At 59.2% G+C, this 10608-nt stretch carries 22 protein-coding genes and 1 tRNA gene; 20 read left to right on the forward strand and 3 right to left on the reverse strand.

The genetic code is table 11. The features are described from left to right. The first annotated feature begins 87 nt into the window (after positions 1–87). The 19 genes from ACSMXM_RS05660 (at position 88) to ACSMXM_RS05750 (ending at position 8304) form a co-directional block, all read left to right on the forward strand. A complete protein-coding gene (locus tag ACSMXM_RS05660) occupies positions 88–213 on the forward strand; it encodes a hypothetical protein (RefSeq protein ID WP_460314729.1) in 126 nt (41 codons plus the stop codon). Further along, positions 210–410, forward strand: a complete 201-nt coding sequence (locus ACSMXM_RS05665) for a hypothetical protein (protein WP_460314731.1) — start codon at positions 210–212, stop codon at positions 408–410. The genes ACSMXM_RS05660 and ACSMXM_RS05665 overlap by 4 nt, the downstream gene beginning before the upstream one ends. Then, positions 407–715, forward strand: a complete 309-nt coding sequence (locus ACSMXM_RS05670) for a hypothetical protein (RefSeq protein ID WP_460314733.1) — start codon at positions 407–409, stop codon at positions 713–715. The genes ACSMXM_RS05665 and ACSMXM_RS05670 overlap by 4 nt, the downstream gene beginning before the upstream one ends. Beyond that, positions 712–1449 (forward strand): hypothetical protein, encoded by a 738-nt coding sequence (locus ACSMXM_RS05675; protein WP_460314735.1) that lies wholly within the window; start codon positions 712–714, stop codon positions 1447–1449. Before ACSMXM_RS05670 ends, ACSMXM_RS05675 begins: the two co-directional genes overlap by 4 nt. Next, on the forward strand, positions 1446–2117 hold the full coding sequence (locus ACSMXM_RS05680) for a hypothetical protein (protein ID WP_460314737.1): 672 nt from the start codon (positions 1446–1448) through the stop codon (positions 2115–2117). The genes ACSMXM_RS05675 and ACSMXM_RS05680 overlap by 4 nt, the downstream gene beginning before the upstream one ends. A 2-nt stretch (positions 2118–2119) precedes the next feature. After that, positions 2120–2503 carry a single-stranded DNA-binding protein gene (locus tag ACSMXM_RS05685; protein WP_460314739.1) on the forward strand — a complete coding sequence of 128 codons (384 nt, stop codon included), beginning with the start codon at positions 2120–2122 and terminating at the stop codon, positions 2501–2503. A gap of 41 nt (positions 2504–2544) precedes the next feature. Beyond that, positions 2545–2838, forward strand: coding sequence for a DUF968 domain-containing protein (locus ACSMXM_RS05690; RefSeq protein ID WP_460314740.1), 294 nt, complete (start codon positions 2545–2547; stop codon positions 2836–2838). After that, a complete protein-coding gene (locus ACSMXM_RS05695; protein ID WP_460314742.1) occupies positions 2838–3257 on the forward strand; it encodes a hypothetical protein in 420 nt (139 codons plus the stop codon). The genes ACSMXM_RS05690 and ACSMXM_RS05695 overlap by 1 nt, the downstream gene beginning before the upstream one ends. A gap of 156 nt (positions 3258–3413) precedes the next feature. Further along, positions 3414–3626, forward strand: a complete 213-nt coding sequence (locus ACSMXM_RS05700; protein ID WP_460314744.1) for a hypothetical protein — start codon at positions 3414–3416, stop codon at positions 3624–3626. Then, positions 3623–3760: a hypothetical protein gene (locus ACSMXM_RS05705; protein WP_460314746.1), complete on the forward strand. Its 138-nt coding sequence runs from the start codon at positions 3623–3625 to the stop codon at positions 3758–3760. Before ACSMXM_RS05700 ends, ACSMXM_RS05705 begins: the two co-directional genes overlap by 4 nt. Next, positions 3754–4170 carry a hypothetical protein gene (locus ACSMXM_RS05710; RefSeq protein WP_460314748.1) on the forward strand — a complete coding sequence of 139 codons (417 nt, stop codon included), beginning with the start codon at positions 3754–3756 and terminating at the stop codon, positions 4168–4170. Before ACSMXM_RS05705 ends, ACSMXM_RS05710 begins: the two co-directional genes overlap by 7 nt. Before the next feature lie 154 nt (positions 4171–4324). Beyond that, the gene (locus tag ACSMXM_RS05715; RefSeq protein ID WP_460314750.1) at positions 4325–4828 is read left to right on the forward strand and encodes a hypothetical protein; all 504 of its coding nucleotides are present in this window, start codon (positions 4325–4327) and stop codon (positions 4826–4828) included. Beyond that, on the forward strand, positions 4818–5129 hold the full coding sequence (locus ACSMXM_RS05720; RefSeq protein ID WP_460314752.1) for a hypothetical protein: 312 nt from the start codon (positions 4818–4820) through the stop codon (positions 5127–5129). Before ACSMXM_RS05715 ends, ACSMXM_RS05720 begins: the two co-directional genes overlap by 11 nt. Then, positions 5119–5424, forward strand: a complete 306-nt coding sequence (locus tag ACSMXM_RS05725; protein WP_460314753.1) for a hypothetical protein — start codon at positions 5119–5121, stop codon at positions 5422–5424. The genes ACSMXM_RS05720 and ACSMXM_RS05725 overlap by 11 nt, the downstream gene beginning before the upstream one ends. A 106-nt stretch (positions 5425–5530) precedes the next feature. Then, positions 5531–5929, forward strand: coding sequence for a hypothetical protein (locus ACSMXM_RS05730; protein WP_460314754.1), 399 nt, complete (start codon positions 5531–5533; stop codon positions 5927–5929). A 116-nt stretch (positions 5930–6045) separates the two neighbouring features. After that, a complete protein-coding gene (locus ACSMXM_RS05735; RefSeq protein WP_460314756.1) occupies positions 6046–6237 on the forward strand; it encodes a hypothetical protein in 192 nt (63 codons plus the stop codon). Next, positions 6234–6704, forward strand: a complete 471-nt coding sequence (locus ACSMXM_RS05740; RefSeq protein ID WP_460314758.1) for a hypothetical protein — start codon at positions 6234–6236, stop codon at positions 6702–6704. The genes ACSMXM_RS05735 and ACSMXM_RS05740 overlap by 4 nt, the downstream gene beginning before the upstream one ends. Positions 6705–6919: 215 nt before the next feature. Further along, complete coding sequence (locus tag ACSMXM_RS05745) at positions 6920–7150, forward strand: hypothetical protein (protein ID WP_460314760.1); 231 nt, start codon at positions 6920–6922, stop codon at positions 7148–7150. Between the two features lie 191 nt (positions 7151–7341). Next, complete coding sequence (locus ACSMXM_RS05750; RefSeq protein ID WP_460314762.1) at positions 7342–8304, forward strand: hypothetical protein; 963 nt, start codon at positions 7342–7344, stop codon at positions 8302–8304. 63 nt (positions 8305–8367) lie between these two features. Here ACSMXM_RS05750 and ACSMXM_RS05755 read toward each other — a convergent pair. Both ACSMXM_RS05755 and folK read right to left on the reverse strand, forming a co-directional pair. Then, positions 8368–8443 (reverse strand) — tRNA-Lys (locus ACSMXM_RS05755). 62 nt (positions 8444–8505) lie between these two features. Next, a complete protein-coding gene (gene folK, locus ACSMXM_RS05760; protein WP_460314764.1) occupies positions 8506–8979 on the reverse strand; it encodes a 2-amino-4-hydroxy-6-hydroxymethyldihydropteridine diphosphokinase in 474 nt (157 codons plus the stop codon). Between the two features lie 98 nt (positions 8980–9077). On the opposite strand from folK, the gene ACSMXM_RS05765 reads away from it, so the two are divergent. Continuing rightward, positions 9078–9731: a uracil-DNA glycosylase gene (locus ACSMXM_RS05765; RefSeq protein WP_460314766.1), complete on the forward strand. Its 654-nt coding sequence runs from the start codon at positions 9078–9080 to the stop codon at positions 9729–9731. Between the two features lie 18 nt (positions 9732–9749). Here ACSMXM_RS05765 and aguB read toward each other — a convergent pair whose 3' ends face one another. Then, positions 9750–10607 carry an N-carbamoylputrescine amidase gene (aguB, locus tag ACSMXM_RS05770; RefSeq protein WP_460314768.1) on the reverse strand — a complete coding sequence of 286 codons (858 nt, stop codon included), beginning with the start codon at positions 10605–10607 and terminating at the stop codon, positions 9750–9752. Position 10608: the final 1 nt, after the last annotated feature.

Genomic DNA, 10608 nt, shown 5'->3' on the forward strand with positions numbered 1-10608 from the left:
CTTCTCTGATCGGTTGACTACCGGTGTGACGATAGCTGCCGTTGTCTGGTTGATTGTGGCGGGTGTTGCCACGGTGAGGCTGTTCTGATGCCCACCCGCGCCGAATACATCGCCCTGCTGCGCCCCGTCCTGGACACGATGTGCGCGCTCAAGCCCGGTGGCGATCAGACCATTCTCGACATTCAAACCATGCTCGAAAGGAGCCGGTCATGATGACCATGGCAGAGACAATGCCCGCTGGGGAGCGCGAGTGGCGCAACATCGCCGCTGACCGCCTGCTACGCATCAGCGATCTTACCGCATTCGGCAGCAGGGCCAACCGCCTGATGGTGCGCTATCAGGATGATCCTGATGTGCAGGCGCTGTTCGCACAATGGGAAGCGCTCTTTCCGATGAAGGTGGCGGCATGACCAAGTTCAGCAATCTCATGTTCGAACCGCACAACGGTTACGGCAAAACCGGCTTTGACGGCGAACCCAATCCGTTCGGCTACATTTCAACATCGACACCGCAGCCCGTCTTTGAGCTGATGCCGCCGCTAGTTTTCCCGGCGAAGGATTTGGAAGCGCTCGCCTACAAGATGGCGGCGGCACCTGATCTGTATGAGGCGGTAGAGGCGCTTCTCGTTAGCCATAGGGCTGGCACGGGCCAGTGCTGCGCTGCTGCCGACAAAGGCATTGCCGCCCTCGCCAAAGCTAGGGGAGAAACGGCATGACCGACGCTGCACGCATCGCCGCTATTGGTGACAATGGCCCGCCTGAACCAATCGACCTGACGTTCGAGACGTTCAAGACGGCAATCGACGATCAGCTACTGGAAGCGCAGAATTTTCTCGATGGCGCTGGCGTGAAGTCGGAGGCCGACGCGGAGGCTGTATCGAAGATCCTGGACGAGCTGCGCCGCCTGTCGTCCGACGCGGAGAAAGCGCGCAAAGCCGAGAAGGAACCACACCTCGCCGCAGGTCGCGCTGTCGACGACAAATGGAAGGCACTGAAAGAGCCGTCCACCATGGCCGTGAACGCCGCCAAGGCAGCACTAAAACCATGGCTGGACGCGAAGGAGGCCGAACAGCGCAAAGCCGCCGAAGATGCCCGCGCCGAGGCTGACAGGCTACAACGTGAGGCACAGGAAGCTTACCGCAAGGCTGATGCGGACAACCTCGCTGCACGGCAGGAAGCTGAACGCCAGCGCAAAGATGCTGAGCAGGCAGAGATAGCCGCCAATCGCGCAGAGAAGGCCAAGGCGCACGCTACAGGCGGTCAGAGGGCTGTTGGGCTGCGGACGGTCAAAGTCCTGCACGTCGATGACGAGCGGGCGCTGGCCAAGCACTACTGGCAGGCAAAGCACGACATCGTGACGGCGTTCTACCGCGACCTAGCGGAGAAGGACATGCGCGCAGGTGTTGCCGCCATCCCTGGATGCAGAATTAAACAGGAGCGCGTGCTGTGAACGACAATCTAGACGCCAACCTAGACCTCTGGAACCACGTACGAAAAGTGGATCCGAAGCACACGAAAGAAATCAGCGGCAAGGGCTATAAGGGCACCTCCACCAATTTCACCTATCTGGCGCAGCTTGCCACCGAGCAATTTGGTCCGTGCGGTATAGGCTGGGGCTGGGTCATCACCGGCGAGCGCATCGAGCGACTGACCGATACCATCCTCCTGCACATCGCCAACGTCACCGTCTGGTACGAATACGACGGCAAGCGCGGCGAAGTCCCCCACATCGGGCAGACGTTTCTGGTCAGCAAGAACGGACATGCTGACGAGGACGCCCCAAAGAAGTCGGTGACGGACGCGATCACGAAGGCGCTCGCCTGCATGGGTTTTGCGGCCGACATTCATATGGGCCGGTACGACGATAACAAATACGTCCAGGCCGTGAATGCCGAATTCCGCGAGAAAGAACGCGAAGCCTCTCCCAAGCCGGAACTATCCGACAGCGATCAGATGATGCTTCGCGGCATTGCCGATTGCCAGACCAAGGAAGCGCTCGACCGCTGGGCATTGAACCACGGCGAAGCATCGCAGTCGTCTGACAACGCTAAGATCATCCGGAAAGCATGGGCTGACCGGGCCAAGGAAATCACACCAGAGCAACAGAAAGCAGCATAGACATGCAGATCATCACCATTGCGGGCCGGATCGGCCGGGACGCAGAAACCAACAGTCCGAACGGCAAGCCCGTCTGCAACTTCTCTGTCGCCGTCGATCAGGGCTTTGGGAATAACAAGTCCACCAACTGGTTCCGTTGCGCCCTATGGGGTCAGCGCGGCGAGAAGCTGGCGCAGTATCTGACCAAGGGGTCGAGCGTGACCGTCGTCGGGACGCTCCGCATCGGGGAGTATCAAGGCAAGCCGCAGTACGATGTGGACGTGTCCGAGGTCGCTTTGCAGGGCGGGCGCTCCGAGGGCGGCAATCAGTCTGGTGGCCAGCCATATAACGATCAGCGCAACGATCCGCCGGCTGACGACAGCCTCAACGACGACGTGCCCTGGTAATGGCGCTTCCTGCCCGCATACGAGCCGACAAAGCGCCTAAGGTGCAGCGTCGTTGCCCCAGTCATACCAAATGGGTTGGTGGACATGCTTGCGTCGTTCCGGGCTGCAATGGCCGTCCTATCGAAGTGATGCACGTCCGCAAGGGCACCGATGGCGGAACCGGCCTGAAACCTAGCGATATCTGGACGATCAGCGGGTGTCAGTATCACCATTCGGAACAGCACCGCATTGGCGAGCCTGCTTTCGAAAAGAAATATGGCATCGACATGAAGGCGCTGGCCAGAGAGTTCGCCGCCAAAAGTCCGCATCGCGATAAGCTACGGAGGCTTGGCTAATGGCTGAACAACCCATGACATGGCGCCGCACGATGACGGGCTACGTCCCCGGCAATGCCGTTGCTGCCGAGGCGCATGCGAAAGGCAAACCCAACGAACTGGTCAAGATGAAGCTGACCCGCCCACGTAACCTTGCGCACCATCAGCTTTATTGGGTGATCCTCCAGCTTGTCGTCGACAACAGCGAGGATTTCGACACGACGAAGCAGTTGCACACTGCGGTCAAGGCGGCGCTTGGTTACGGCAAATGGCTGGAGATCGGATCGCGCCCGCTGTTCGTTGAGGAAAGCATCAGCTTCGCCTCAATGGGTCAGACGGAGTTTAAGGTTTACTTCGACCGGGCGCTCGACGCGATCAACAAATATTGGCTGCCGGTGGGCGTTGAGGCGCTGCTGGCGGAAGGGCGGGCTGCGGCATGACCGGGCAAGGAATTGAAGCGCGGAGCGCCGCGACTACGGGCGCGGCCCGCAGGGCGAAAGTCCGGTCGCGCAGCGATGCCCCCAACAAGCGGTGGGATAGTCCCACTGCCCCCTGCCTGACAATACCCAGGCAGGGACACCCATAGGAGAGAGATGATGGCCGAAGTCATTACGTTGAAGCGCTGGAATGCCGAAATCACTTACCGGCACGCCGCAAAGAACGAAACGCGTGTCACGTCTTTCGAGGAGTTATTTGAGCTTCACGACATCATTGAGCGAGGCCCAAGCTTTTACGCGATTGAGAACATCGTGATCCGGCCTAGCAATCGCTGCCCGCAGGAAACAGTGGACATGGAGGAAGTGGCATGACCGCTATCCGCAACAGCGACTATTTTCGCACGAACCATCGTCCAGGCGACGGCAGGGTAGAACGCCTCATCCGCCATACACTGGTAGTCGCCTCTGCCCTTGCGCTTATCCTGATTGGAGTGGTGACATGGTGACGGATGAACAGGTTGAAGTTCCAGCACACGACGACATAGATGGAATGAAGTGGGCAAAGGCTTTCTGCCACCGCTTCCCATCGGTCGAACTGGACGATGCGCTCGGCTGGTTCTGCAACGCCATCATGGCGGGGTACGACACGGCCAGAAACAAATACGAACCCGCAGCCGAACAGGTCAGTGGATGGTGCTTCGATATGGATGCAGCGCCGAAGAACAAGCGTGTCGATTTACTGGTGCGGGTTGGCAGCAACCTTCGCCGGGTAACTGACTGCAAATGGGACCGCCGCTATTCACGGTTTTCAACGATCAATTGCTATGGTGACGGAAGCAAGAGGCTATCGGCTACCATGCCGCCGGTCGCCTGGATGCCTCTCCCACCCCTCCCCACAGAGGGGCAATCGTCATGAGGAACAAATACCCCGGCACCTGCTACCGTTGTGGCGAGCGCGTTGAACCTGGCGATGGCCACTTTGAGCGGCACAAGGGCGGGTGGCGTACCCAACATGCCAACTGCGCGATAGCGCATCGTGGAACGGACCACACTGCTGAGGGAAAATCCCAATGACCACCGAAACACTAAAAGAGCAGCTAGACCGGCTGAGCACGGCGGCGACGCAAGAGGCTGCTGACCTTGAAAGCTATGTTGGGTCACTAGAGAAGCTAACACCTAAGCTTAACGCTTATTTCTATGTGCTGGCACACGCTTACCAGTCCGGCTCCCTCATCCCCCGCCCCGCAGCCACGCCAGACGTGGTTCTGATCTGGTCTGGCGAGCATCATGCCTATTGGCGTCCTAATAGCGCCGGATACTGCACCGATGGTCTAGGCGCGGGCCTTTATTCTCGGGCCGAAGCAGAGCGCATTGTGCGCGGGTGCGACGCTGAAAAAAAAGTGCAAATTCGCGAAATCCCCACGGACGCGCCGATCATCCGCGACCTACTCGCCAAGCTGGAGACTGCCCGCGACGATGCGATTGAAGCTGTCGCCATCAAGGTTGACGAACACGACCCACTTTTCTCGGACCGCGTGGTCCGCGCCCTCAAAGGAGCCTCCCATGACGCATGATCAGGAGGGCGTCGCGTCAGAACGTCCTAACTTTCAATATCTGTATGATGCGTTTAGCCCTGAAACGCTGACCCTCAATAGGGAGCCTGACGACACCTATCGGAAGAACAATTTCGATATTTGCCGAGCCTTAAACATGACCAATATGTCTGTCGTTCTTGGCAGAATGGTGGCGACCGGATGGCTCGATAAACGCGTGGCCGAACTTTTCCACATGCAGGCTAGCAGCCTACTAGCGCTGATACTTTCAGAGAATAATCGTGAGTTTGCTTCACGAAAGGGAGCCTCCCATGACGCATGATCCCCAAGCGCTGATTGGCCGGGCACGTCACATCGCAGCCGAGGAGCTTTGTCGCGAGAAATGGAAGCCTGGTGTCAAAGCGGGCATGTATGAGGACATCATGGCTGGGAATGCTGATGACGAACAGATTGTTCGCATCGCCCTCGCCGCCCTCCAGCCAGACCTAGCAGCCGAGAACGCCAGACTGCGTGAGGCGCTGAACGAAATTATTTATCTCGACCACCACAACATGGGACCAGAAGGGCGCGCCACAACGATAGCCCGTGCAGCCCTCTCCAATAGGGAGGGTAAGTAGATATGGCTGACCAAGTACGGGCGCGCCCTACGGGCCAAGCTCTCGCATGCCACACTCCTGCGGATTGTGGCCCTCCGGGCTTCGATCTTTCGCTTGGAGGTGCGTGATGACTGACAGCGATGATCTGGTGGAGCGTCTGCGCACTATCGACATTTATGACGACCACGATTGCTATATAAATGCATCATTATTCTACAAGGCTGCCGATGAGATTGCCCGACTGTGCGCAGAAAATTGGACGCTGAGGAATTCTCTTAAGCAAGCGAGGGATACTTTTATTGCCGGGGTAAATGTCCCGAACGCCGATGAGACCATATCAACTGTTCTTCGCAATCTTTGCGAGCATGCAGGATATGGCAACGTAATGGTCAGTGCTTCGGCGTTATGGCGAGAAGCACTAGGTGATCTTGCTGGCGGCGAGTTCATAAGCGGCCCCTGTCGAGTAACTGCTGAAGCGGCCATCGAGGCCATTGAGGCCGCTCTTACCACGAACGATGAGGTTTAGATGATCGACCGGAACAGAGATCGGGAAATCACACTCCGCTGCGACGAATGCGATGGCGATTTCGGCATCGACAGCGATGATTTTCAGCGGACGCTCAGCGCGGCGAAGGCTGAAGGATGGCGGGTAAAAAAGAGCGGTTCCGAGTGGGATCATATCTGCCCGGACTGCAAATGACCGACCCCACCTTCACCCGCTTTGCCCGCAAGGCAGGCATAACCCTGAAACGTGTACCAGGCTGGCCCAAGACAGGACCGCAGGCAGACAAGCTGCGGGAGATCGTCAAGCATGAAATGGGAGCGAGAGGATGACGGACGACCGCGATCCTCCGATTGAGGAACAAGGCTACACCATGGGTGTGAATGTCGTGGACATCGGGGATCTTCGTGTAGCCCGTGGGATGACCCGTAGGCCGCAGACCACCTGCCGTCACCGTAAGCTAGTGTATGATAATAGAGAGCGACGCATTTGGTGCAGCGACTGCGAAACAAACGTGGAGGCGTTCGATGCTTTTGAGCGCATCGCAGAGAATTTCGATAACGCCCACCGAAAGGCTGACCGGCTTCTAAAGGAGGCGCACGAAGCATCCAAGTTTGCCCTAATTTCACGCGCGGCCAAGACAATCGACAAAGAGTGGCGCAGCCGGAAAATGGTTCCGACCTGTCCTCATTGTAGCGCTGGGCTATGGCCGGAGGATGCTCTGCGGATGGGTTCTGTAAATAGGGAGTGGGACGCTGCGCGCCGCAAGAAAGCGCTCGCCCAAAAGGGGGTATCATGACCCAAACACCAGAACAAATAGCGGCGGGGCTAAGCGACATTCAACGCGACCTTCTGGCAGCCGAAGCGGGCTCGTGGGGGTCATGGTATTATGACGTTGCCAGATCTCTTGCCAGCATAGGGCTAATGCGAGCGGCTCAACCGGGTAATCTGGTGTACACCCCCACCGGCCTAGAAGTCCGCGCTTACCTCCTCACCCAAGCTCAGGAGGGGTAAGTGGGAGCCGTGCGCCATATACCTGATGCGCTGACGCTCAACCGCGAGGACGCGCTTGCGTTCACCGGTCTGGGTAACAGCGTGTTGGCGGCATTGGAGCGCAGCGGCTCAATCACCGGCAAGAAGATCGGCCACAAAGGCGAAATCCGCTACCCGCGCTGGCAGCTTGAAAGCGCCGTGCGGAAGATGTTCGAAACGACCGACGACAACGATTTGGCGAACGACCTGTGAGCGCTATCAAGATACTGCCCAAATACACGCGGCCTAAGAAGCTATCCGACGGCTCTGTGGCGTATTTCTGGGAGCGCCCGACATGGGCCAAGCCCCCTACCCTGCGGGCAGGCAGGAAATGCCCCGTCGAGAGTATCGCCCTAGGATCGGACCTCGCCACCGCTGTTGGGAAGGCGGACCGACAGAACGAATTGTTCGACGAATGGCGCTTGGCGGTCAATCTAGGGCCAGAGAGCGGCACTGTGACATGGTTGTTCAACTGGTATCGCAGCCTGGACCGTTTTCAAGAACTCAGTTTCAAGACGCGCCGGGATTACACGGCATACATGAAGAAGGTCGAGGAACTCACCCGCAATAGCGGAGGCACATTCGGCGATGCCAAGATTGAAAAAGTCGACGCCACCGTGGCCAACGTGATCCGCAAGCGCCTCGAAAAGACCGGGAAGCAACGATCAGCGACCTACGCTCTGCAAACCTGCCGGCGCGTCTGGGAGGAAGCCCTGCGGCACACCAAGAAAACCGGCGTCGATCATAACCCGTTTTCAAAGATGGACCTGAAATCGACTGCGGCAAAAGGCAATCGCGCCATTAGCCGCCAGCAATATGACCTGCTGCGCTCTACCGCCCACGCTGAGGGCCTGCCCGATCTTGCAGTCGGGTGCGCCCTGTCGTTCGAACTGGCGCAGCGCGTGTCCGATGCGTTCTCCCTGATCACCGGCGACGATGCCGAACGGGGGTTCTTTTGGGAAGATTACGAGCCGGGTGTTCAGATTGCCTTGCGCCAGAGCAAGACCGGCACCTTCGCCGTCTGGCCGCTGTCAGACAACGAAGGCCCACTCTACCCGGAACTGGAGACGGAACTCGCCAACGCGCCGCGTACGCACAAGCGGATCGTGCCGCCGCGCGATGAGAGTAAATTCGGAAAGCAGTTTCGCAGCATCCGCGACAAGGCCGGATTACCGAAGTGGGTAACGCCGACAAGCCTGCGACACGGCGGCGCGACCGAGGTAGGCGATGCCGGGACGGATGATATTCGCCCCATCACTCACCACAAAACGCTGCAACAGACTGCAACTTACAACAAGGCTGGTGTCAGGAAATCGCGAATCGCAGCGCGGAAGCGTCGGGATTTAATTGAGGGTGATTCGGAATAGTGTCGACATGGCGTGTCGGAATGAGTATAATGTACGATAAGGAAAAAGCGTTTAATTTCCGGCTGGTGAGTCCTGCTGGGTTCGAACCAGCGACCTACTGATTAAAAGTCAGTTGCTCTACCAACTGAGCTAAGGACCCACAGCCGGACCGGCGATGTAGAAGGCCATGCCGCTGCGGTCAACGCCTCCTTGGTCATTGTATCACAGGCGACGCGTCAGGCGGGCATGCATCTGCCGCACGGTCAGGCGCAATATGGGGTGCCGCCATGTGGGGGCAACCTGCAACATCGGGCCCAGGACGAAGAAACGAAGGGACATTTGGGGATGGGGAAGTTGCAGCCGCCCCGCACCCCGCACCTCCTGATCATAGGCGATCAGGTCCAGGTCGAGAACGCGGGCACCCCATCTGCGCTGCCGCTTCCTGCCGAAGCGGTCTTCCACCCGGTGCAGCGCATCCAGCAGCGCCTCTGGCGGCAGATCGGTCTCCACGCTGATCACCGCATTGGCGTAGCGCCGCGTCGATGGTCCCAGCGGCGGCGTCTGGATAATCCGGGAACGACGAACGGCGCGAATGCCCTCCTCCGCCAGCGCATTGATCGCCGCTTCGATGACGCGCACGGGGGGACCATAGCGACCGTGCGGACGATTCGAACCCAGGGCGATGATGATGGACATGCGCAGCGCCTTATATCACCTGCCGCCCCCGGCGAAGGCGTCAGTAGGTTTGTCGCCAGCGGGATGACCTCGGCCGACTTCGCGACTAGAGGGGGCGCATGCCCACCCTCGCCGATATTCCGCAGCCGCCGCTCGACTGCCCGCTCTGTCCGCGTCTCGTCGCCTTTCGCCACGAACAGCAGGAAAAGCATCCGGACTGGTTTAACGCTCCCGTGCCCGGCTGGGGCGATCCAGATGCCTGGCTGTGTTTCGCCGGACTGGCGCCGGGGCTGCGCGGCGCCAATGCCACAGGGCGCCCCTTCACCGGCGATTGGGCCGGTGACCTGCTCTACGACACGCTTGCCGATTTCGGCTGGACGGAGGGGACCTATGACGCCCGGGCCGATGACGGTTTTCGTCTGAAGGGCGCATATATTGCCAATGCCGTGCGCTGCGTGCCGCCGCAGAACAAACCGACACCCGAAGAGATCAAGACATGCCGCCGATTTTTCGACGCGCAGTTGAAGGCGCTAACCAATGTCCATGTTTTGATCGCACTGGGCCTGATTGCACATCAGCAGGTGATGAAGGTTTACGGCCTGACCCTCAACCACTTCAAATTCGGCCACGGTGCCCGGCATGAGTTGCCTGACGGCCGTGTCCTGATCGATAGTTATCATTGCAGTCGCTACAACACCAATACGGGCCGCCTGACGCCGGAAATGTTCGCCGACGTCTTCAGAATGGCGGAGCAGGAACGGGACGCGCGCTGATCCGCTGGCGCGCCGCGATCAGGCCTCGACCAGCTTGCCGTACAGGTCTGGCCGCCGATCACGAAAGAAACCCATGCTGGCGCGGTGCGCGCGGGCGGCTTCCAAATCGAATGTGGCGATGGCAAAGCCTGTTTCGGTGCGGTCCAGTTCCGACTGCTTCTCGCCATATTCATTGGCGACGAAGCTGCTGCCATAAAATGTCTGCGCCGCGGCCCCCTGCCCCTCCGTGCCGACGCGGTTCGCGGCGACGATGGGCATGGTATTGGACACGGCATGTCCCAGCATCGCCCGTTGCCACATGGCCGCGGTATCCAGCTCCGGCTCCTCGGGCTCCGACCCGATTGCGGTGGGATAAAGCAGGATTTCCGCTCCCATCAGCGCCATGATCCGCGCCGTTTCGGGAAACCACTGGTCCCAGCAAATGCCCACGCCGATCTTGCCAAAGGGGGAATCCCAAACGCGAAAGCCACCATTTCCCGGCCGGAAATAGAATTTTTCCTCATATCCGGGACCGTCCGGGATGTGGGACTTGCGGTAAATTCCCTGAACCTCGCCGCTGGCATCGATCATGGCGAGACTATTGTAGAACAGCGGCCCCTCAACCTCAAAGAAGCTGGTGGGGATGATGGTGCCTGTCTCCGCTGCAACGGCTCGCATCGCCTCAATCGCCGGATGCCCTGTCGCCGGGCGCGCGCGAGCAAAGTGCGCCTCTTTCTCTTCCCGACAGAAATAATGCCCCTGAAACAATTCAGGCGGCAGAACCAAGTCCGCTCCTTGGGAAGCGGCCTGCCGCACCAGGTCGGCAGTCGCGGCAATGTCCTGCTGCTCGTCATCGGTAAATGCCAGTTGCAGGGCGGCGACAGTAATCTGGGTCATA

The sequence above is a fragment of the Pacificimonas sp. ICDLI1SI03 genome (assembly GCF_054740865.1).

Bases quoted from the DNA above. Each gene is read 5' to 3' on its own strand.
- ACSMXM_RS05715 (WP_460314750.1), top strand. From the start codon at position 4,325: ATGACCACCGAAACACTAAAAGAGCAGCTAGACCGGCTGAGCACGGCG.
- folK (WP_460314764.1), bottom strand. From the start codon at position 8,979: ATGTCCATCATCATCGCCCTGGGTTCGAATCGTCCGCACGGTCGCTAT.
- ACSMXM_RS05735 (WP_460314756.1), top strand. From the start codon at position 6,046: ATGGCGGGTAAAAAAGAGCGGTTCCGAGTGGGATCATATCTGCCCGGA.
- ACSMXM_RS05740 (WP_460314758.1), top strand. From the start codon at position 6,234: ATGACGGACGACCGCGATCCTCCGATTGAGGAACAAGGCTACACCATG.
- ACSMXM_RS05660 (WP_460314729.1), top strand. From the start codon at position 88: ATGCCCACCCGCGCCGAATACATCGCCCTGCTGCGCCCCGTCCTGGAC.
- ACSMXM_RS05765 (WP_460314766.1), top strand. From the start codon at position 9,078: ATGCCCACCCTCGCCGATATTCCGCAGCCGCCGCTCGACTGCCCGCTC.
- ACSMXM_RS05695 (WP_460314742.1), top strand. From the start codon at position 2,838: ATGGCTGAACAACCCATGACATGGCGCCGCACGATGACGGGCTACGTC.
- ACSMXM_RS05670 (WP_460314733.1), top strand. From the start codon at position 407: ATGACCAAGTTCAGCAATCTCATGTTCGAACCGCACAACGGTTACGGC.
- ACSMXM_RS05730 (WP_460314754.1), top strand. From the start codon at position 5,531: ATGACTGACAGCGATGATCTGGTGGAGCGTCTGCGCACTATCGACATT.
- ACSMXM_RS05710 (WP_460314748.1), top strand. From the start codon at position 3,754: ATGGTGACGGATGAACAGGTTGAAGTTCCAGCACACGACGACATAGAT.
- ACSMXM_RS05675 (WP_460314735.1), top strand. From the start codon at position 712: ATGACCGACGCTGCACGCATCGCCGCTATTGGTGACAATGGCCCGCCT.
- ACSMXM_RS05685 (WP_460314739.1), top strand. From the start codon at position 2,120: ATGCAGATCATCACCATTGCGGGCCGGATCGGCCGGGACGCAGAAACC.
- ACSMXM_RS05705 (WP_460314746.1), top strand. From the start codon at position 3,623: ATGACCGCTATCCGCAACAGCGACTATTTTCGCACGAACCATCGTCCA.
- ACSMXM_RS05725 (WP_460314753.1), top strand. From the start codon at position 5,119: ATGACGCATGATCCCCAAGCGCTGATTGGCCGGGCACGTCACATCGCA.
- ACSMXM_RS05720 (WP_460314752.1), top strand. From the start codon at position 4,818: ATGACGCATGATCAGGAGGGCGTCGCGTCAGAACGTCCTAACTTTCAA.
- ACSMXM_RS05665 (WP_460314731.1), top strand. From the start codon at position 210: ATGATGACCATGGCAGAGACAATGCCCGCTGGGGAGCGCGAGTGGCGC.
- ACSMXM_RS05700 (WP_460314744.1), top strand. From the start codon at position 3,414: ATGGCCGAAGTCATTACGTTGAAGCGCTGGAATGCCGAAATCACTTAC.
- aguB (WP_460314768.1), bottom strand. From the start codon at position 10,607: ATGACCCAGATTACTGTCGCCGCCCTGCAACTGGCATTTACCGATGAC.